Here is a 19,816-nt window from a genome sequence, read left to right on the forward strand (position 1 = left end):
CGCCAGCGCCGCCGCCGCTTGCGCCGTGCGGCCCTCACCGACGCGCACCACCGCACCGCCGCGCGCCATCCGTCCCAGCCGCGCGCCATCGGCCCCCGTGGCGGCGGTCAGGATCGTCACCGCACAATCGGGGGCGAAGCCGGCAGCGCGATCGATCGTGACCTGTCCGTCCGATACCAGCACGCACGCGCTCGCCTCGGGAAGCACCAGCGCATCGAGGCCGGCGAACGAGGTGGCACCGCGATAGGTCAGGCGGTCCAGCGTCGCCCGCAACGCGACGCCATCGCGGACCGCTACGACCCCTGGCTGATCGCTGGCGAAGGTGACGAGGTCGATCGCGGCGGGGGCGGTGAGGTCGACGAGACGCGCGAGCGTGTCCGCCTCCAACCGGATCGGATCGTCGCGACGCGAGCGCGAGCGGTCCCAATAGATGCGCAGGCGGCCGCCGCGCACAGGGCCGGTCGTCACGGGAGCCTGGTCGGCGATCGTGAAGAAGCGTTCGCCGCTGGCGTGCCGGGTCACGACCATCGTCGCTGCTGGCTCGCCGCCGTCGATCGCCAGCCCGCCGCGCAGCATCGCGTTGCGCAGCGTCGCCGCACCGGTCCAGCCGCCCGGCGTCCGGGTCAGCGCCACGGTCGCGTCGTTGAAGCCGACCCGCGGCGGCCGGGCATAGCCGTCGATGGTGACGCTCATCGCCACCCGGCCGAGCGCCGCGTCGCGCGCCAGCGGCAGGAGGAGGCCGATCGCGGGGTCGAAGGGCGCGGCGAAGCTGACCCGGAAACGGCGGGGGTGACTGGCATCGATCGGGAAGATGCGCGTGGCGAAGCGATTGCCCGCGTTCACCTCAGCCAGGCCGGGGTCGATGCCCTTGCGCACCTCGTCCTCGTACAAATTGCGCGCGCGCGGCTGTTCCAGCAGCTGGCCGGGGATCATCCGACCGCCGACGTCGAGCGCGTAACCGGTCACCACCGCATCGGTGGGCAGCAGCAGCGACAGTTTCGCTTCATAGCGGTCGTTGCTGTCGGACTCGATCAGCAGGTCGAGCGTGACGGTGGCGGTGCGGCCGACGACATGCGCTGCGACGGTCATCTGGTCGATGCGCAGCCGGCGCGCCTCGGCGTCGCCATCTCGTCCGATGCCACGCTCCGCTTCCGTCAAGGTCGGGTTCGCCTGCGCGAACACTGCCGAGGGTAGCAGCACCAGCAGCAGCGCGATTGCGACCCAGCGGCCGATCACCGTGGCGGTCCCCTTCAACCCCGGCTGAAGGCGTCGGCCGGGACGGTGATCGTGACCGCCAGTCCTTCGGGCCGCCAGTCGCGCTCCACCGTGCCGCCGAGCTGGCGCACCGCGCTCATCTCCAGCAGCTGCGAGCCGAACCCCTCGGACGTCGGCGCGACGACCGGCGGGCCGCCGGTCTCGGTCCAGCGCAGCGCGATGCGGTCGCCCTCGCGGCGCACGTCGACGACGACGCTGCCCTCGTCTGTCGACAGGCCTCCATATTTGGCGGCGTTGGTGGCGAGTTCGTGAAACAGCAGCGCCAGCGGGGTGGCGGAACGATCGTCGACCAAGACGTCGTCACCGGTGACGCGCACGCCGCGGTCGCCGCCGCGCTCATAGGGTGCGAACAACTGGCCCAGCAGGCCGTGCAGGCTGTCCTGGCGCAGCGCAGGTTGCGAGTCGCGGCTGTGCGGGCGGACGAAATCATGTGCGCGGCCCAGGGCGGTGATGCGGTCGCGCAGATCGCCCGCCACCTCGCCGAGTTCGGGCTTGGCGCGTGCGGTGAAGCCGATCAGCCCGGCGACGACGGAAAAGATGTTCTTGATCCGGTGACTGAGCTCCTGCGCGATCACCTCGCGTTCTTCGGCCGCCACCTTTTGCGCGTGGATGTCGGTACAGGTGCCGAACCAGCGCGTGATGACGCCGGCGGCATCGCGGATCGGCAGCGCGCGGCCGAGCACCCAGCGATAGCGGCCATCGAAATGCCGCAACCGATATTCGATCTGGTACGGCTCGCCGGTGGTAAGCGACTGCCGCCAGGTCTCCCAGGCGCGCTGCTGATCGTCGGGGTGGAACACGTCGATCCAGCCCTCGCCGTCGGTGGAACCGGGCTGCGTGCCCGTGAACTCGTACCAGCGGGCGTTGTAATAGTCGTGATATCCGTCGGGCAGCGTCGACCAGACCATCTGCGGCATCGTGTCGGCGAGTGTGTGGAAGCGCGACTCCGAATCGCCCAGCGCCTCGCGCGCGTCGCGCTCGCGGTGCCGCCACGCCGCCGCGTCGCGACTGTCGCGCAGCCGCGCCATGACGTTGTCCGCCAGCGTGAGGAGCCCCTGTTGCTGAAGCGGCGTCAGGCCATCGGGATGCGGCGCCATGTCGATCACGCACAACGAGCCGAGCGGCATGCCTTCGTCGGTGATCAGCGGCACGCCGGCGTAGAAGCGGACGTGCGGCGCGTCGGTCACCAGCGGGTTGCCAAGGAAACGAGGATCGGCCGTCATGTCGGGGACAACCAGCGGCTCGGTCCCCTTGATGGTGTGCTCGCAGAACGAGATCGCGCGCGGCGTGCCGTCCATGTCGACGCCCGTGCGCGACAGGAAGCGCTGCTCCGTTTCCTCCAGCACCGTGACCAGCGCCACGGGCGTGCCGCACAGCGCCGCGGCGAAGTCGGTGATCCGGGTCAATGCATCCGAATGGCGCAGCCGGTCGAGATCATAGGCCGCGATGATCGCCGCGCGCGCGGCTTCGTCCACTTGCCAGCCGGAACTGGCATCGCATGAAGCGATACCCGTCATTCAGAACGGGACGTCGTCGTCCAGGTCGTCCGCGAAGCCGCCGCGATTGGCTCCCCCGCCGCTTCCTCCACCGCTAGCCTGGCCGCCACGGCCGCCGCTCCCACGCCCGCCACCGGCGAAGTCGTCGCCGCCGCCGTTCCAGTCGTCGCGACCGCCGCCACCGCCACCGCCGCCACCACCGCCAGCGCTGCTACCGGGTGCGCCATCGAGCATCGTCAGAACGCTGTTGAAACCCTGCAGCACCACCTCGGTGGAATAGCGATCGGCACCCGACTGATCCTGCCATTTGCGGGTCGTCAGCGCGCCTTCGATATAGACCTTCGAACCCTTGCGCAGATACTTCTCGGCGACCGTCGCGAGGCCCTCGTTGAAGACCTTGACCGTGTGCCACTCGGTCTTTTCCTTGCGCTCGCCCGTGCCGCGGTCCTTCCACGACTCGCTGGTGGCGATGCGCATCTCGACGACCTTGCCGCCGTTCTGGAACGAGCGGCTCTCGGGATCCTTGCCCAGATTGCCGACCAGAATGACCTTGTTGACGCTGCCTGCCATGTGACCCTCGTTACAGGCCGGCGAAGACAGCCAGCCAATATGTTGCTCCGGCCATGATGTACGCGGCGGCGAACAGATAGCCAACCATGAAGAGTGGCCATCTCCAGCCGTTCGTTTCGCGTCGCGTGACGGCGATCGTCGAGACGCATTGCGGCGCGAAGACGAACCACATCAGGAATGCGAGCGCGGTGGGGAGGCTCCAGCGCGACTTGAGCTTGTCGCCGATCGCCTGCGCGCCGGCTTCATCCGTATCCTCGATCGCGTAGACGGTGCCGATCGCCGCCACCGCCACCTCGCGCGCCGCCATCGCCGGCAGCAGCGCCAGCGCGATGTCGCGGTTGAAGCCGATCGGTCGGACGACCACCTCGATCGCATTGCCGATGCGGCCGGCAATAGAATAGTCGACCTGGCTGAATGGCGAGCCGGGCGGCGGCTTGGGATAGGAGAGCAGCAGCCACAGAACGAGCGTCGTGGCGGCGATGATCGTGCCCGCGCGCTTGAGGAAGATCACCGCGCGCGTCCACAGGCCGATCAGGATGTCGCGCGGCTGCGGCCACTGGTATTTCGGCATTTCCAGCAGAAAGCCGGACGACGCACCCTTCGTCACCGTGCGCCGCAACAGCAGCGCCGCCGCGTATGCGCCGAGGATGCCGATGATCAGCAGCCCGAACATCACCACCCCCTGCAGCCGCACGAGGGGCAGGAGCTGCGTGTTGGGGATCATCGCGCCGATGATCAGCGTATACACCGGCCACCGCGCCGAACAGGTCATCAGCGGCGCGATCAGGATCGTGGTCAGCCGATCCTTCTCGTCGGCGATGACGCGCGTCGCCATGATCCCGGGCACCGCGCACGCGAAGCTCGACAGCAGCGGGATGAACGCGCGGCCCGACAGCCCGGCGGCCGCCATCAACCGGTCCATGAGGAACGCCGCGCGGACCATGTAGCCCGACGCTTCGAGCACGAGGATGAACAGGAACAGGATCAGGATCTGGGGCAGGAACACGAGCACCGCCCCGACGCCGGCGATCAGCCCGTCCGTGACCAGCGAGCGCCAGAAGCCCTCCGAAGCATTGGCGGTGACCCACTCGCCCAATCCGCCCATCGCGCCGTCGATGATGTCGGCGGGCGTCGCGGCCCAGGTGAACACCGCCTGGAACATCGTGAACAGCACAGCCACCAGCAGCGCGGTGCCCCAAACCGGGTGCAGTGCGACGGAGTCGAACAGCGCCGTCCACCGCCGTGTCGGTGTTTCCGACACGATTGCGGCACGGGCGACGCTGCGCGCGCGGTGTTGCACCGCTTTGAGGTCGCCAGGGTCGCAAGCGACGGGGGCGCGCTCGTCCAGAACGGTTGCGAGTGCCGCACGCAACTCGTCGACACCGCGTTTGCGGACTGCCACGGTCTCGATCACCGGCACGCCGAGTTCGCGCGACAGGATGGCGGCATCCAGTTCCAGCCCGTCGCGCCGCGCGAGGTCGACCATGTTGAGCGCCACCACCAGCGGCCTGCCGAGCGCGATCAGCTGCAGCGCGAAGCGGAGGTGGAGGTCCAGATTGCCGGCATCGACCACCACGATCAGCGCGTCGGGCACGCGCTCGAAACCGCTCTGGCCCGTCAGCACGTCGCGGGTAACCGCCTCGTCGGGCGAGGAGGGGTTGAGGCTGTACGCGCCGGGCAGGTCGATCAGCTCGATGGGTCTACCATCGTCGAGTGCCCAGCGGCCGGCGTGGCGCTCGACGGTGACGCCCGGATAATTGCCGACCTTCTGCCGCGCGCCGGTCAGCGCGTTGAACAGCGCGCTCTTGCCGGCATTGGGGTTGCCGACCAGCGCGACGAGCGGCGTGAGGTCGGCGGCCACGGGCCGATCGAGGACGTCAGCCATTTGCGCTACGGTTGATCAGGCCACGAGCATGGCGGATGTGTCGCTCACCGCGACAGGCGCGACATGGATCCGCGACGCGACCGCCCGCCGGACCGCGACGGTCATGCGACCGATTCGGCAGGCGAGTGGACCGCGCCCCAACGACGCGCGGTGCAGCACCTCCACCTCGACGCCCTCGTCGAAGCCGAGTTCGCGCAGACGCCGCGCCTCCGCCATGTCGAGCTGCGCCCATTCGATCAGATGCACCGCCGCGCGCTCGTGACGCGGGAGCGTGACGAGATTGAGCGACGGAGTGCAACGACCTGCCATATCCATTGCGAATGATTATCAGTAACAGGACGGGGTGGCAAGGCCGGCGTCAGAACAGCCCCGGCACTTCGCGCTGGGCGACTGCTGGCTGCTCCGGCGTGAGGAGTTCGCGGCGGCTGCCGCTCGTCCGCGCCGCCTGCGCCCCCACCTCGCCGCTGGCAATGCGCGTGCAGCTGACGCCGGCGATGAAGTCGAGCGCGGCGCGGGTCGACGCCTCCTGCGGGTCGCCCAGCGGGCGGCTGACGTCGTCGGCGGCCTGGCAGCTCGCCTCCATGAAAGGTGCGAGTCCGTTGTAATATTCACCTTTGCGTTCCGCGTTTTGCGTCTGGAACGCGACCACGCGCAGGCGATCGTCGCAGGCGGCGGTGTCGAGCCCGATCTGGCCGACCGGCTTGCCGAAGGTGTTGGTGCCGATCAGTGCCGCATTGGCGCGCAGGTACGGAATCTGCGCATTGATGACGAGTTCGCTGGCGGACGCGCTGGCGCGGGTGCCGATGAACGCGATTCTCGTCGGCGCGATCGACTCAGGCACAGCGCGGAACAGACGTGTCGTGTTGAACGACGCCTTCTCGGGGCGGAATACCGTGTGGTCGATCACATCCGACGGAGCGCGCGCGCGGCCGAGAAGATCGCCCATCAGATCGGCGATGCGCACCAGGCCGCCGCCATTGTAACGGAAGTCGATGATGACGTTGGTGATGTTCGCCGCGCGGAATTGCGCAAAGGCTTGGCGCAGCGCCGGGTCGGCCGAGTCGATCGAGAAGGTGCGCAGGTTGAGGTAGCCGACCTGCCGCCCGCCGTCAGTGATGATCTTCGCGCCGTAGCGCGCCGACACGGGGGTGAGCGAGAACTCCGCCTTGGTGACAGACAGCGTGCGCACACCGCCGGCCGGGTCGGTGACGCGCAGCACGCGCGCGGTGCCGGGCGTGCTCGGACCAAGCGCGTTGCTCACCCCGGCGACGCCCTCCGCCGCGACGATCGACGTCACGGTGCGCAGATTCGCTTCACTGGTGCCGATCGCGACGATCTCCGTGCCGCGATCGATGCCCTGCGCCAGTGCGGGCGCGCCCTCGAACGCCTCGGCGATGAACAGGCGGTTCGCGGTGTCGTAGAACAGCCGCACGCCGAAGCCGGCCGACGCGCCGGAACTGGTAAAGGCGTTCTCCTCCGCGATCGAGGTGATGTAGGTGAAGCTGCCGCGCCCCTGACCGCCGTCGCGTCCCTGATTGCGCGCGGTCTCGGTCAGCTTGTCGAGGTAGCTCTGCACGCTGGCAAAGGGTGTGGGATCAAGGCTGGCGGGCAGCGTCTCGGGGAACAGATACCATTCGCGCAGCTGCGCGAAGACGAGGTCCTGGCGCTGACGCAGCGTGCAGCCGGCACTCGCGGTGGGGCTCGGCGAAGTGGTCGGCGTCGGGGTGACCGCGACCGGGCTCGTCGACCCCGATCCGCCCCCGCCACAACCCGCCAGCATCGCGGCGATCGCAGCCGCCGCACCGAAGCGTCTGACCAGGCCTTGGGTAAGCATCACGATACTTTCCTCTTCGCCTCAATCACTTAACCCAGTCGCGGCGCCGACACAATAAAGGCGCGCGCTGGCGCAACCTGGGCTGCGCGATGCTCGTTTAACCGGGGCACCCTGAACGAGAGGAACACATCATGGGCCTGTTTTCCAAGGACATCGCGACGCTGCACGACCTGTACATCCACACCTTGCAGGACGTTTATTACGCCGAGAACCAGATCACCAAAGCACTCCCGACGATGATCGCCAAGGCGACCAACGCGCAGCTGAAGCAGGGATTCGAGAAGCACCTCACGGAAACCGAAGGGCAGATCGAGCGGCTGAGGCGCGTCTTCTCGCTCGAAGGGATGGAGCCCAAGGGCGTGACCTGCCCCGCGATCGACGGTATCATCAAAGAGGCGAACCACACCGCCGGTGACATCGCCGACAAGGCGGTGCTGGACGCGGCGCTGTGCGCCAACGCGCAGGCGGTCGAGCATTACGAGATCACCCGCTACGGCACGCTGATCGCCTGGGCCAAGCAGCTCGACAAGCCCGAACAGGCGGCGATCCTGGCGGAAACGCTGGCCGAGGAGAAGGCGACGGACGAGAAGCTGACGACGCTGGCCGAGGGCAAGCTGAACCAAAAGGCGGAGATGACCTGAGGCGGGCTGTGGATTAGCCGGCGGTGGTCGGGGCGGTCGGGGCGATAGTCTGCGTGGACATGTCGCCCCGACTCGCCGCCAACGCCGTGATCGTCACGAGAAAGGCGGCGAGCGCGAGGGCGATGTCCCGCCGAATCATGCGACAGGGACGATCGGCAGCGCGGCGACGAGGAAGATGCCGCTGACGAACAGCGCGGCGACGAGCGAAGCAACGGAACGCTGGGCGGCGGCGAGGGTGGTGAACATGGTGAAGGCTTTCCTGATCTAGTCGCCGGACCATCCGGCGATGTCGGGTGCTTTGCAGCCCGCGTGCCAACCCTTGTAAGTTGTTGATCTTGCGCCCCTGAGCCCGGTCGCGATCGCAAATGTTAGCAGAATATCCTCATCAGTTCGGTGTGAACCACCAACTTGTGGCATCATGCCGTGCAAACTCGGTCGCGGCCTTCCGCCTTGGCGGTGTAGAGAAGCTCGTCCGCGCGCGCGAGCACCGCGCCGAGCACCTCTCCCGGGCGCACCGCGACCACACCGGCCGACAGGGTAATCCGGCGCAACGGTGTGCCCGTTTCGCGGTCGCGGAAGGTGCGTTTGGCAAGATCCTCGCGCGCGCGGTCGAGCATCGCCGCGGCCCGGACGAGCGGTATGCCGTCCATCAGAACCGCAAACTCCTCGCCGCCATAACGCGCGACCAGATGCTCCTTGCAGGCTGTTTCCAGTCCGCGTCCGATCGCGCTGAGCACGCGGTCGCCGACGCCATGGCCGTGCTCGTCGTTGAAACGTTTGAAGTGATCAACGTCGACCACCGCCACGCAGCGTGGCGCACCCTTGGCGACGGGCGTCGCGAACGCCTCCTCGAAGCCGAGCCGGTTGAACAGGCCGGTCAGCGGATCGCGCCGCGCCTGTGCCAGCGCCTCACCCAATTTGGTGCGCAGGGCGTCGGTTTCGGCGGTGGCATTGGCAAGCCGGGTTTCGGTGTCGCGGATGCGCGCCGTCATCGCGCCGGTCAGCCGCGCGATCTCGTCCAGACCGGCGATGTTCGGCTGGCGCTGGATGGCGGCGGCGGTTTCCTCGAGATCGCGACCGAAGCCGGTGGTCTCCTGCCGCATCGAGCTCATCAGGTCAGCGAACCCGTCGACCTGTTTCTGGGTCTGCTCGACCAACCGCGCCGCGCTGTCGTCGGGCGGCGGCAGTGGCGCGATCGGGCGGCGCGCCGAGACGGAGCCGCCCAGCGCAGCGATGTCGCGGCGCGAGAGACGCACGCCCCCATCCGACAGCCGCGCAACCGCGGCGCCGATCGTCGGATCCGTCAGCGCGGCATGAGCGAAGCTGTAGTGCGCGGGCGCCGGATCAAGTCCATGCAAGTGCAGGAACTCGCCAATCGCCGCGAACAGCGTGTCGTTTCCGCTCCCTCGCCGCGGCCCTGCGTTGCGCATTGACCCCCCCTTCATACGGGGCCTGCTTACCGGGGGAAGGTTAGCATCGCGTAACCCTGGTTACCGCCCGGCAAGCCTGCGAACGGCGGCCAGCGTCGTGCTGACGTGCTCGGCAGGGTTCAGATCGGAATGGGCGAAGGCGATCTTACCGGAACGGTCAATGACATAGCTAGTCCGGTTGCTAACCGCGCGGCCCTTTACGGGTTGTCCGAGCGCCACGTCATATTTTTGGATCAGCGCGGGTCCGGCGGACGCGACCGCGAACTTGCCCGCGCACTTCTCGGTCGAGAAGCGTTGCAGCGTCGGGACATCGTCCGCCGACATGCCGATCACCGTCGCGCCTGCCGCGCGAAAATCGGCACTTGCTTGCGAGAAGGCGTTCGCCTGCGCGTTGCAGCCGCCGGTGAAGGCGGCGGGGAAGAAGAACAGCACGACCGGGCCGCGGCGCAGTTCGGCAGCGAGGTTGACCTTGACCACCTTGCCCGCCACCGCGCCGCGCGTCGCGAAATTGGGGGCCTTGGCACCGATCGGCAGCGTCGCCGACGCCGGGGCGGCGACAAGCGCGAGCGCGCCGAGGACGAGGGGGGCGAGGAGGCGCATGATGATCTCCGGATGAGCTGACGCGAGGTTAGGCGCTTGCGGTCGCCGCGTCCATTGCGCAGGGCGTCGCCGATGCCTGTCACCGCCTCCGACCGCGCGCTTGCCGAGCGCCTCGCCGATGCCGCCGGCGACGCGATTCGCCCGTTCTTTCGCGCGAGTTTCGCCCATGAATTGAAGGCCGACGGATCGCCGGTGACGCAGGCCGACCGCGCCGCCGAGGCGGCGATGCGCCGCCTGCTGGATGCCGAGGCACCTGGGGATGGCGTAGTGGGCGAGGAATATGGCGAGAAGCCGGGCGTGACGGGGCGGCGCTGGGTACTCGATCCGATCGACGGGACGCGCAGCTTTACGGCCGGACGCGCGATCTTCGGAACGCTGATCGCGCTGCTGGAGGGCGACTGGCCGGTGCTGGGCGTGATCGACCAGCCGATCCAGCGCGAACGCTGGGTGGGCGTCGCGGGGCGACCGACGCTGTTCAACGGCAAGCCGGTGCGGACGCGGCCCTGCGCGGCACTGGAAGGCGCGGTGCTGGCGACGACGAGCCCGCATCTGTTCGCCGGCGACGAGGTCGACGGGTACATGCGGCTGGCGCTGGCCGTCGCCGGCGGCAACCTGCGCCAGGGGCCGGTCTATGGCGGCGACTGCTACAATTACGCGCTGATCGCGAGCGGGCAGCTGGATCTGGTGTGCGAGGCTGGGCTGGCGCTGCACGACTTCGCGGCGCTGGTGCCGGTGGTGGAGGGAGCCGGTGGGCGCATGTGCGACTGGCAGGGCGACCCACTGTCGGCGGCGAGTGCGGGGCAGGTGTTGGCGATCGGCGATCCGGCGCGGGTGGACGATGTGCTGGAGGCGATGGCGGGCGGCTGATCTCCCCTCCCCCTAACCTCTCCCGCGAGCGCGAGGGGAAGTCAGAAAATCCCCAGGAACTTCTTGCGCTGGCCCTTCTTCTCGTCGCGCGAGCGCTTGCCGTCCTCGGCCTTGCCCGTCGTGCCGCTGCCGACGTCGTCGCGGCGTTCGCCCTTGGTGGTCCGCTGTGCCGCGGCCGTCGCGCCGGCGAGCACCGGGCCGCACGCCGCCGACTTCGCGTCGCCGACATCGACGAACGCCAGCACGCCCGCAACCGGCGTCGCGACGATTGCCAAGCCCAGTGCGGCGCCGGCCCGGCCAAGCAGCTCGTCGCTGACCACGTCGATCCTGGGCGACGCGAAGCGACCGCCGATGCCGACTGGCGACTGACCGGAGAAGAGCGAGAATTTCTTGCCGTCCGCGCGGATCGCCATGTCGATCGCTTCGGTCTTGAAGGAAAAGCCGCCGCGTCCGAGGATGACGTTTTTCTGTGTGTCGATGAGGATCGGGTCCGCCGCCGCCACGCCATTGCGCACCGAGAAGCCGATCACGCCGCAATTGATCTGCACCGGCTCCTTTAGCTTCTTTTCGAACATCTTCTGCACGAAGGTGCCGACATCCAGCTCGGCGAGCTGGACGTTGCGCGTCCAGAAACTTCCGCGCGGCATGGTGAAGGCGATCCGGCCGCCCGACGTGGCGAGCGAGTCGTGGATCGAATCGCCGCGCCCGGCGAGCTGGATGCGGCCGCGCACGGTTCCGGTCGTTCCGGCTTCCGCGACGCCATAACCTGCCAGCAACCGCCCCATTGGCGTCGGCGAGAGGCGAATGTCGTAGCTGTTGGCGCTCGGGCGCTGGCGCGTGTCGAAGATCAGGTCGGAGGCGACGTTGCCGCGCGCCATCGAGAAGGTGAGCGGCGACAGCGCCAGCCGGCCGCGCTCCAGGTCCAGCGTCAGGTCGATGTTGGAGATCGGCACGCGGCGCGACTTCACGTCGCTTATGCTCCAGCGCAGGTCGGCGTCGAAGCGACTCATCGAGGCGACCGGCAGCTCGGCGTCGGGCATCACCATCGCCGGACCGGCACCTGTCGCAGCGGCGGCAGCGATCGCGCCGCGTGCCTCCACGATGTCGGGGTTGTAGCCGATGAACGGCGCGGCATCGACGATGTCGAGGCTGCGCGTCGCAAGGTTCGCATCGATGTGGAGACGCTCCCCGTTGAGGAACGTGACGCGGCCTGCGAGGTCCGAGTTGCCGAAGCGACCGGTGACGCGGGTGAAACGGTACTCCTGCCCGCTCTTCACCAGTTGGCCGCGCAGCTGATAGGCGCGCGTGTTGGGCAGCACGACGCCTATGATCTGGACCAGCTCGCTAAGGTTGCGGCCGCGCGCACGCACCCGCAACGGCACGTCCTCGACCTCCGCCAGCGACGGCAGCGTGCCGTCGACGTCGAGGATGTTGTTGGCCGCCCAGGCGCGCAGCGTCAGCTTGTTTTCGCCGCCGGTCGCGGTCGCGTCGGGTGACAGCAGCTTGGCGTCGAGGCGGAAGGGGGTGGTGCGATAGCGGCCGGTGCCCGACAGGCCGATGGCGCTGCCGATGCGCTTTTCGAGCGCAGTGATGTCGTCGATCTTCAGGTCGGTGACCAGCTGCATCCGCGGGTCGCGATAACGCATCGTCGTGCCACGGATCGTCGCGCGGTCGATGCGCGGCAGCTGGAACGGTTCGCCCTTCTTCTCGCTGAAGGTCCAGGTGTTGGTGAGGTGCCGCGCGTCCCACTCCATGTCGAGCGCGCCGCCGTCCAGCTCCATCCAGCGGACGCGCCGCTTGCCGAACAACAGCGACAGTGGCGCGATCCGCGCGTCGATCCGCCGCGCCTCGAACAGGTTCGGCTTGCTGGCCCAGGCCGGGTTGGAAACGGTCAGCCCTTCGGCGAACAGCTTGATGTTCCACGGCGCGAAATAGAGCTGGAAGTCGCCGCGCACGCGCACGTCGCGCTTGAGCATCTTGCCGACCACGGATTGGAAGGTCGGCTTCAGGAAGCGGCCCTTGGTGATGTAGAGAATCAGCCAGATCGCAACCAGCGTCGCGATCACGCCGAGCACGACGTTGCGCGCGATTCGCCACCAGCGCCGACGCCGGGCCAGGTCGCGCGGCACGTCGGACCCCGCCTCAGGGGGCGCGGGCGCGGGCTCCTCGGTACGCTGGGCCGCCGTCACTTCCATGCGCCCCTAAACCGTTGCGCTAGCGATTCGGTTGCATTCTGGACCTCGCACAGCTAACGGGCGCGCTTCACGAGCGAGGCGCTTGACGAACGGCCCGGCCATCCAGGGCTGCCGCGGCCGTTTCAGCCTTGCCAACCGAAAGGACCAAAATGCCCAAGCTCAAGACGAAGAGCGGCGTCAAGAAGCGCTTCAAGCTCACCGCCACCGGCCTGCTCAAGCACGGCGTCGCCGGCAAGCGTCACCGCCTGCTGCACCACAACGGCAAGTACATCCGCCAGAATCGCGGCACCAAGGTGCTGTCGAAGGCCGACACCGCGGCGGTGAAGGCCTGGGCACCGTACGGTCTGGGTTGAGGAGCAGGTAGATGGCACGAGTAAAACGCGGCGTCACCACGCGCGCCAAGCACAAGAACATCCTGGAACAGGCCAAGGGCTATCGCGGCCGGCGCAAGAACACGATCCGTGTCGCGCGCCAGGCGGTCGAGAAGGCCGGGCAGTACGCCTATCGCGACCGCAAGGTGAAGAAGCGCACGTTCCGCGGCCTGTGGATCCAGCGCATCAATGCCGGTGTCCGCGCCGAAGGGCTGACCTACAGCCAGTTCATGCACGGGCTGAAGCTCGCCGGTGTCGAACTGGACAGGAAGGTCCTGGCCGATATCGCGATGCACGAGGGCGCGGCGTTTACCGCCATCATCGCTCAGGCCAAGGCAGCCCTCCCGCAGGCTGCCTGATCGGGTTTGATGCGAACGCCATGGGGGCGCGGGTGGCTAGGCCATCCGCGCCCTTTTCGTTACTGCCGTCTGCGAGGAACCGCATGACCGACCTAGCCGATCTGCAAGCGCATCTGCTCACCGCCATCGCTGCATCGCCGGGGCTGGACGCGCTGGAGGAATGCCGCGTGCATGCGCTGGGCAAGCAGGGACGGGTGACGCTGCTGCTCAAGACGCTGGGGGCGATGACGCCCGAACAGCGCCAGCTGGAGGGTCCGCAAATCCAGGCGGTGCGCGAGGCGGTGGCGGGTGCGATCGCCGACCGCAAGACGGTGCTTGAGGCGGTCGCCCTGGACACGCGGCTGGCGGGCGAGCGGCTCGACATGACGCTGCCCGTCGATGCGGCGCCGACGGGATCGGTGCACCCGGTGTCGCAGGTCATGGACGAGCTGGCGGAGATCTTTGCCGATCTGGGCTTCGCGGTCGCAACGGGTCCCGAGATCGAGGACGACTGGCACAATTTCACCGCGCTAAACATTCCGGAGACCCACCCCGCGCGGGCGATGCACGATACCTTCTATGTCGAGCGCGAAGGCGCGCCCGAGCGGATGGTCCTGCGTACCCACACCAGCCCCGTGCAGATCCGCACGATGATGAACCAGAAGCCGCCGCTGCGGATCATCGCCCCCGGTCGTGTCTATCGTTCGGATTGGGACGCGACGCACACGCCGATGTTCCACCAGATCGAGGGGCTGGTGATCGATCGCGGGATCACACTCGGGCATCTGAAATGGACGCTGGAGACGTTCCTGAAGGCGTTCTTCGAGCGTGACGACATCGTATTGCGGCTGCGGCCGAGCTATTTTCCGTTCACCGAGCCGTCGGCGGAAGTCGATGTCGGCTGGACGATGCAGAAGGGTCGGCGCGTGCTGGGCGGGTCGGACGGCTGGATGGAGCTGCTCGGCTCCGGCATGGTGCATCCGCGCGTGATCGCCAATTGCGGGCTCGATCCCGCCGAGTGGCAGGGCTTCGCGTTCGGGGTCGGCGTCGATCGGCTGGCGATGCTGAAATACGGGATGGATGATCTGCGCCCCTTCTTCGAGGGCGATGGACGCTGGCTGAAGCATTACGGCTTCTCGGCATTGGATGTGCCCACGCTGAGCGGGGGAGTGGGGGCATGAAGTTCACCCTTTCGTGGCTCAAGGAGCACCTGGAAACCGACGCGTCGCTGGAGACGATCGGCGAGACGCTGACCCGCATCGGGCTGGAAGTGGAGGGTATCCACGACCCAGGCGCGGCGCTTGCGCCGTTCGTCGTCGCGCGTGTGCTGACGGCCGAACGGCATCCGCAGGCGGACAAGCTGCAGGTGCTGTCGGTCGATGCGGGAGCGGGGCCGATGCAGGTGGTGTGCGGGGCGCCCAACGCGCGCGCGGGCTTGCTGGGCGTGTTCGGTGGCGTCGGCACCTATGTCCCCGGCAGCGACATGACGCTGAAGCTCGCGAGCATTCGCGGTGTCGAATCGAACGGGATGATGTGCTCCGCGCGCGAGCTGGAGCTGGGGCAGGATCACGACGGCATCATCGAGCTTTCGGCCGATGCGCCCGTCGGCACCAGCTACGCGGATTATGCCGGGTTGACCGACCCGGTGTTCGACGTCGCGATCACGCCCAACCGCCAGGATTGCATGGGCGTGCGCGGGATCGCGCGCGATCTGGCGGCGGCGGGGTTGGGGACGCTCAAACCGCTGGCGCAGGTCTATCGCATGGCATCGCTGGAGCCGGTGGCGGGCGAGGCCGCCGGCCCTGACGTCCGCACCGACGACCCGGAGGGCTGCCCCGCCTTCTACGCGCAGGCGGTGACCGGCGTGCGCAACGGCGAAGCGCCCGCGTGGATGCAGGCGAAGCTGCGCGCGATCGGGCAGAAGCCGATCTCCGTGCTGGTCGACATCACCAACTTCGTTTCGGTCGACCTCGGCCGCCCGCTGCACGTCTATGATCGCGCCAAGCTGAGCGGCGGGCTAGTGGCGCGCAAGGCACGCGCGGGCGAGGAGGTGGTGGCGCTCAACGGCCGCACCTACACGCTCGACGAACGCATGACGGTAATTGCCGACGATGCGGCCGTGCACGACATCGGCGGCATCATGGGGGGCGAGCATTCGGGCGTGTCGGCGGACACCACCGAGGTGGTCATCGAGTGCGCCTACTTCACCCCCGAGCATATCGCGCGCACCGGGCAGACGTTGCAGTTGACCAGCGATGCCCGCACGCGGTTCGAACGCGGCGTCGACCCGGCCTTCCTCGACGAAGGGCTGGCGATCGCCACCTGGCTGGTGACGGAGCATTGCGGTGGCACCCCCAGTGCGGTGAAACGTAGCGGTACGCCGCCCACCGATAGCCGGACGATCATCTTCGACCCGCATCTGACGCGCGATCTGGGCGGGCTGGCGGTGGCGCCGGAGCGGCAGGCGCGCATCCTGCTGAACCTCGGCTTCACGATGGGCGCGATCGACCACCCCGACGCGTACAGCGACGCGCTGTTCGCGACGATCGAGCGCGCCTGGCCGGTGACGGTGCCGACCTGGCGACGCGACATCGACGGCCCCGCCGACCTGGTCGAGGAGGTGATCCGCATCGAGGGGATCGACAAGGTGCCGCCGGTGCCACTCGACCGCATCCCCGGCGTGGCGAAGCCGACCGCCACGCCTGCGCAGAAGCTGGAGCGACGCGTCAGGCGCGCGGCGGCGGCACGCGGGCTGGACGAGGCGGTGACATGGAGCTTCCTGCCGCAAGCGGACGCGGACGCGCTCGGCGGCGGGGAGTGGACGGTCGCCAACCCGATCAGCGAGGCATTGAAGGTGATGCGCCCGTCGCTGCTGCCGGGCTTGCTGACCGCGGCAGCACGCAATGCCAGGCGCGGCGCGGGGGCGAGCCGGCTGTTCGAGATCGGGCGGCGTTACTTGGCCGACGGCGAGCCGCTGACGCTCGGGCTGGTGCTCGCAGGCGACAAGCACGCACGGGGCTGGCGTGACGGCAAGGCAGTCGCGTTCGATGCGTTCGACGCCAAGGCGGAGGCGCTGGCCTTGCTGGCAATGGCGGGTGCTCCTGTCGACAACCTTCAGGTCATGGGCGAGGCGGGGGAGGCATGGCATCCCGGCCAGTCGGGAACCCTGCGGCTCGGGCCAAAGACGGTGCTGGCGCGCTTCGGCATGCTGCACCCGACGACGCTCAAGGCGTTCGATCTCGACGGCCCGGTCGCTGCGGCGGAGCTGTACCTCAACGCCGTGACGCCCAAGCGGGCCAGTGGCTTCGCGCGCTCGCCCTATGCACCGCCCGCATTGCAGGCGGTGCGCCGCGACTTCGCGTTCACCGTTCCGGCCGGCCTGGCCGCCGACGCGCTCGTCCGCGCCATCCGGGGCGTGGACAAGGCAACGATCACGGACGCGCACGTGTTCGACCTGTTCACGCGGGAGGGCGAGACCTCGATGGCAGTCGAGGTGACGCTGCAACCAGGCGACAGGGCCTTTGTCGATGCCGAACTGAAGGCGATCGCCGACAAGGTGGTTGCGGCGGCGGCGAAGCTGGGCGCGAGGTTGCGTGGCTAGCCTGCGTCACCCTGAACCTGTTTCAGGGTCCATGCGTGTCGCTCGAGCGATCATGCGCCGGTGGCGGTTGCGCGTGGATGCTGGAACCAGTTCAGCATGACGAGAGTGTGATGAACGACTGGATCACCATCACCTCCGGCGTGCTCACCGCCGCGATCAACCCGTTCGGTGCGGAGCTGTCGTCGCTGGCCGACGCGGACGGGCGCGAGCTGATGACCGACGCGGACCCGGCGTTCTGGACCGGCCGCGCGCCGCTGTTGTTTCCGGTGGTGGGCAAGGTGGCGGGCGACGTGATCCGCGTCGGCGGGCGCGAATACCCGATGGAGAAGCACGGCTTCGCACGGCGGCTGCCGTTCACGGTCGAGACGGCGGAGGCGACGCGTGCGGTGTTCGCGCTCGAGGACAGCGCGGCGACACGGGCGCAATACCCGTATGCATTCCGGCTGGAGGTGGCATTCTCGCTCGCCGACGCGTCGCTGCGCGTCGATGTCACGATCGCCAACACCGGCGACCGGCCGATGCCCGCGAGTTTCGGCTTCCACCCGGCGTTCGCGTGGCCGCTGCCTTACGGCCAGCCGCGCGACGCGCATCGGATCACCTTCGCGGACGACGCGCCAGGGCCGGTGAAGCAGCTGGCGGAGGGGCTGATCGCCGGTGACCGACCGTCTCCACTGCACGGTCGAACGCTCGTGATGAACGATGCGCTGTTCACCCGGGACGCGCTGATCTGGGACCCCGTACCGACGCAGTCGCTGACCTATGGTGCGGAACCCGGCCCGCAGCTCAGGATCGACTTTCCCGATACGCCGCAGCTCGGGATCTGGAGCAAGCCGGGCGCCAGGTTCGTCTGCATCGAGCCGTGGCACGGCCTGGCAGACCCACAGGGCCATGCCGGCGAGTTCCGTGACAAACCGGGCGTGCTCACGCTCGCGGCCGGCGCAAGCAAGCACGTCGGCATGACCGTGACGCTGCTCCCCTGAAACGCTGTCCTACATGGTCGGGTTCTGGCAAGGCCCGATGATGACCGACACGCTTCGCCACGCCCTCGGCAAACCGGCAGTCGGAACATTGTCGCCGATCGCGTGAACTTTGAGAACTTTGCCGGCGGACCGTCATCACCGGCAAGGCGCGTTGGTGTCACCTACTGTCACCTAGTTTCTGGATGCCCATGACCTCCCCCCGCCGAACCTTCGCAATCATCTCCCACCCCGACGCCGGCAAGACGACCTTGACCGAGAAGCTGCTGCATGTCGGCGGCGCGATCCATCTCGCCGGCGAGGTGAAGGCGCGGGGGCAGAACCGGCGTGCGCGGTCGGACTGGATGAAGATCGAGCAGCAGCGCGGCATCTCCGTCACGTCCTCGGTGATGACGTTCGAGACGGCCGGGTGCACGTTCAACCTGCTCGACACGCCGGGGCATGAAGATTTCAGCGAAGATACCTATCGCACGCTGACGGCGGTCGACTCCGCCGTCATGGTGATCGACGCGGCGCGCGGGATCGAGGCCCAGACACGCAAACTGTTCGAGGTGTGCCGGCTGCGGTCGGTGCCGATCATCACCTTCGTCAACAAGGTCGATCGCGAGGGGCGCTCGCCGTTCGAGCTGCTCGACGAGATTGCCGACATCCTCCAGCTCGACGTGTGCCCGATGAATTGGCCGATCGGCATGGGTGGCGAGTTCGAGGGCGTGCTCGACTTTCGCACCGGCCGGATCAGCCGGCCGGAGGGCGACAGCCGCACCTTTCAGGGCGCCACCGACGAGGCCGCATTGGCGGAGCGGTTCGCTGACGAGATCGAGCTGGCGCAGGGTGGCTATGCGAGTTTCGACGCGCAGAAGTATCGCAGCGGCGACCTGACGCCGGTATATTTTGGCTCGGCGCTCAAGGATTTCGGGCCTGCGGAGCTGATCGCCGCGCTTGCCGACTACGCCCCGCCGCCGCGCCCGCAGCCCGCCGAGCCCGCGCCGGTGGAGCCCGGCGACAGCGAGGTCACAGGGTTCGTCTTCAAGGTCCAGGCCAACATGGACCCGCAGCATCGTGACCGCATTGCCTTCATGCGGCTGTGCTCGGGGACGTTCCGGCGCGGCATGAAGCTGACCCCGTCGGGTTCGGGCAAACCCCTCGCCGTGCATTCGCCGATCCTGTTCTTCGCGCAGGACCGCGAGCTGGCGGACCTGGCCTATCCTGGCGACATTATCGGCATTCCCAACCACGGCACGCTGCGGGTCGGCGACACGCTGAGCGAGCGCGCGGGCGTGCGGTTCACCGGTCTGCCGAATTTCGCGCCCGAAATCCTCCGGCGCGTGGTGCTGAAGGACCCGACCAAGACCAAGCAGCTCCGCAAGGCGCTGGACGACATGGCTGAGGAAGGCGTGACGCAGGTCTTCTATCCCGAGATCGGCTCGAACTGGATCATCGGCGTGGTTGGGCAGCTGCAGCTGGACGTGCTGCTCAGCCGGCTGGAGGCGGAATACAAGGTCGCGGCCGGGCTGGAGCCGGCACCGTTCGACACCGCGCGCTGGGTCGGCGGCGAAGCGGCGGACGTGAAGGCGTTCGCGGACCTGAATCGAAGCGCGATGGCAAAGGATCGCGACGGCAACCCGGTGTTCCTGGCGAAGAGCGCCTGGGAGGTGGGGTATGTGGCGGAACGCTATCCCAAGGTCGCGTTCGCGGCGACCAGGGAGCGGTAGGCGGGGTCGTTCGGAGGTTGCTCC

General features: G+C 68.3%; 17 protein-coding genes. 8 read left to right on the forward strand and 9 right to left on the reverse strand.

The window, feature by feature from the left end; genetic code table 11:
- The 6 genes from JWN21_RS06245 to JWN21_RS06270 form a co-directional block, all read right to left on the reverse strand.
- Positions 1-1,254 (reverse strand): VIT domain-containing protein (locus tag JWN21_RS06245; RefSeq protein ID WP_299647352.1); only part of this gene is annotated, 1,254 nt, incomplete at its 3' end.
- Positions 1,251-2,792 carry a PAS domain-containing protein gene (locus JWN21_RS06250; RefSeq protein WP_299647354.1) on the reverse strand — a complete coding sequence of 514 codons (1,542 nt, stop codon included), beginning with the start codon at positions 2,790-2,792 and terminating at the stop codon, positions 1,251-1,253. The genes JWN21_RS06250 and JWN21_RS06245, both read right to left, overlap by 4 nt.
- On the reverse strand, positions 2,793-3,341 hold the full coding sequence (gene ssb, locus JWN21_RS06255; RefSeq protein ID WP_299647356.1) for a single-stranded DNA-binding protein: 549 nt from the start codon (positions 3,339-3,341) through the stop codon (positions 2,793-2,795). It abuts the gene before it with no gap.
- A 10-nt stretch (positions 3,342-3,351) separates the two neighbouring features.
- Positions 3,352-5,226 (reverse strand): ferrous iron transporter B, encoded by a 1,875-nt coding sequence (locus JWN21_RS06260; protein WP_299647358.1) that lies wholly within the window; start codon positions 5,224-5,226, stop codon positions 3,352-3,354.
- Between the two features lie 15 nt (positions 5,227-5,241).
- The gene (locus tag JWN21_RS06265; RefSeq protein WP_299647360.1) at positions 5,242-5,541 is read right to left on the reverse strand and encodes a FeoA family protein; all 300 of its coding nucleotides are present in this window, start codon (positions 5,539-5,541) and stop codon (positions 5,242-5,244) included.
- 43 nt (positions 5,542-5,584) lie between these two features.
- Entirely contained in the window at positions 5,585-7,060 is a 1,476-nt protein-coding gene (locus JWN21_RS06270) for a S41 family peptidase (RefSeq protein ID WP_299647362.1), read from the reverse strand.
- A gap of 131 nt (positions 7,061-7,191) precedes the next feature.
- Here JWN21_RS06270 and JWN21_RS06275 point away from each other — a divergent pair, with 131 nt between their 5' ends.
- On the forward strand, positions 7,192-7,701 hold the full coding sequence (locus JWN21_RS06275; RefSeq protein WP_299647364.1) for a ferritin-like domain-containing protein: 510 nt from the start codon (positions 7,192-7,194) through the stop codon (positions 7,699-7,701).
- Between the two features lie 416 nt (positions 7,702-8,117).
- Here the strand turns inward: JWN21_RS06275 and JWN21_RS06280 are convergent, their stop codons facing one another.
- Complete coding sequence (locus JWN21_RS06280; RefSeq protein ID WP_299647366.1) at positions 8,118-9,131, reverse strand: diguanylate cyclase; 1,014 nt, start codon at positions 9,129-9,131, stop codon at positions 8,118-8,120.
- 60 nt (positions 9,132-9,191) lie between these two features.
- Positions 9,192-9,731, reverse strand: coding sequence for a peroxiredoxin (locus tag JWN21_RS06285; RefSeq protein ID WP_299647368.1), 540 nt, complete (start codon positions 9,729-9,731; stop codon positions 9,192-9,194).
- Positions 9,732-9,803: 72 nt separating this feature from the next.
- Here JWN21_RS06285 and JWN21_RS06290 point away from each other — a divergent pair, with 72 nt between their 5' ends.
- A complete protein-coding gene (locus JWN21_RS06290) occupies positions 9,804-10,598 on the forward strand; it encodes an inositol monophosphatase family protein (RefSeq protein WP_299647370.1) in 795 nt (264 codons plus the stop codon).
- Positions 10,599-10,639: 41 nt separating this feature from the next.
- Here the strand turns inward: JWN21_RS06290 and JWN21_RS06295 are convergent, their stop codons facing one another.
- Positions 10,640-12,793, reverse strand: a complete 2,154-nt coding sequence (locus tag JWN21_RS06295; RefSeq protein ID WP_299647372.1) for an AsmA family protein — start codon at positions 12,791-12,793, stop codon at positions 10,640-10,642.
- A gap of 149 nt (positions 12,794-12,942) precedes the next feature.
- Between JWN21_RS06295 and rpmI the strand changes: the two genes are divergently transcribed.
- The 6 genes from rpmI to JWN21_RS06325 all read left to right on the forward strand — a co-directional run bounded on the left by rpmI (position 12,943) and on the right by JWN21_RS06325 (position 19,792).
- Positions 12,943-13,146 (forward strand): 50S ribosomal protein L35, encoded by a 204-nt coding sequence (gene rpmI / locus JWN21_RS06300; protein WP_093333883.1) that lies wholly within the window; start codon positions 12,943-12,945, stop codon positions 13,144-13,146.
- Positions 13,147-13,157: 11 nt separating this feature from the next.
- A complete protein-coding gene (gene rplT, locus JWN21_RS06305) occupies positions 13,158-13,523 on the forward strand; it encodes a 50S ribosomal protein L20 (RefSeq protein WP_299647379.1) in 366 nt (121 codons plus the stop codon).
- Between the two features lie 83 nt (positions 13,524-13,606).
- Positions 13,607-14,683, forward strand: coding sequence for a phenylalanine--tRNA ligase subunit alpha (gene pheS / locus JWN21_RS06310; RefSeq protein ID WP_299647381.1), 1,077 nt, complete (start codon positions 13,607-13,609; stop codon positions 14,681-14,683).
- Positions 14,680-17,103: a phenylalanine--tRNA ligase subunit beta gene (pheT, locus tag JWN21_RS06315; RefSeq protein ID WP_299647383.1), complete on the forward strand. Its 2,424-nt coding sequence runs from the start codon at positions 14,680-14,682 to the stop codon at positions 17,101-17,103. Before pheS ends, pheT begins: the two co-directional genes overlap by 4 nt.
- Before the next feature lie 110 nt (positions 17,104-17,213).
- Positions 17,214-18,083 (forward strand): aldose 1-epimerase family protein, encoded by an 870-nt coding sequence (locus JWN21_RS06320; RefSeq protein ID WP_299647385.1) that lies wholly within the window; start codon positions 17,214-17,216, stop codon positions 18,081-18,083.
- A 188-nt stretch (positions 18,084-18,271) separates the two neighbouring features.
- Positions 18,272-19,792: a peptide chain release factor 3 gene (locus tag JWN21_RS06325; protein ID WP_299647387.1), complete on the forward strand. Its 1,521-nt coding sequence runs from the start codon at positions 18,272-18,274 to the stop codon at positions 19,790-19,792.
- Positions 19,793-19,816 lie beyond the last annotated feature (24 nt).

Source organism: Sphingomonas bacterium, assembly GCF_028292945.1.
In the GTDB taxonomy this organism is placed as follows: Bacteria; Pseudomonadota; Alphaproteobacteria; order Sphingomonadales; family Sphingomonadaceae; genus Sphingomonas.

Coding starts and splice junctions, on each gene's coding strand:
- JWN21_RS06265 (WP_299647360.1), bottom strand. CDS start 5,541: ATGGATATGGCAGGTCGTTGCACTCCGTCGCTCAATCTCGTCACGCTC.
- pheT (WP_299647383.1), top strand. CDS start 14,680: ATGAAGTTCACCCTTTCGTGGCTCAAGGAGCACCTGGAAACCGACGCG.
- JWN21_RS06260 (WP_299647358.1), bottom strand. CDS start 5,226: ATGGCTGACGTCCTCGATCGGCCCGTGGCCGCCGACCTCACGCCGCTC.
- ssb (WP_299647356.1), bottom strand. CDS start 3,341: ATGGCAGGCAGCGTCAACAAGGTCATTCTGGTCGGCAATCTGGGCAAG.
- JWN21_RS06290 (WP_299647370.1), top strand. CDS start 9,804: ATGCCTGTCACCGCCTCCGACCGCGCGCTTGCCGAGCGCCTCGCCGAT.
- JWN21_RS06295 (WP_299647372.1), bottom strand. CDS start 12,793: ATGGAAGTGACGGCGGCCCAGCGTACCGAGGAGCCCGCGCCCGCGCCC.
- pheS (WP_299647381.1), top strand. CDS start 13,607: ATGACCGACCTAGCCGATCTGCAAGCGCATCTGCTCACCGCCATCGCT.
- JWN21_RS06275 (WP_299647364.1), top strand. CDS start 7,192: ATGGGCCTGTTTTCCAAGGACATCGCGACGCTGCACGACCTGTACATC.
- rplT (WP_299647379.1), top strand. CDS start 13,158: ATGGCACGAGTAAAACGCGGCGTCACCACGCGCGCCAAGCACAAGAAC.
- JWN21_RS06270 (WP_299647362.1), bottom strand. CDS start 7,060: ATGCTTACCCAAGGCCTGGTCAGACGCTTCGGTGCGGCGGCTGCGATC.
- JWN21_RS06325 (WP_299647387.1), top strand. CDS start 18,272: ATGACCTCCCCCCGCCGAACCTTCGCAATCATCTCCCACCCCGACGCC.
- JWN21_RS06320 (WP_299647385.1), top strand. CDS start 17,214: ATGAACGACTGGATCACCATCACCTCCGGCGTGCTCACCGCCGCGATC.
- JWN21_RS06285 (WP_299647368.1), bottom strand. CDS start 9,731: ATGCGCCTCCTCGCCCCCCTCGTCCTCGGCGCGCTCGCGCTTGTCGCC.
- rpmI (WP_093333883.1), top strand. CDS start 12,943: ATGCCCAAGCTCAAGACGAAGAGCGGCGTCAAGAAGCGCTTCAAGCTC.
- JWN21_RS06280 (WP_299647366.1), bottom strand. CDS start 9,131: ATGCGCAACGCAGGGCCGCGGCGAGGGAGCGGAAACGACACGCTGTTC.
- JWN21_RS06250 (WP_299647354.1), bottom strand. CDS start 2,792: ATGACGGGTATCGCTTCATGCGATGCCAGTTCCGGCTGGCAAGTGGAC.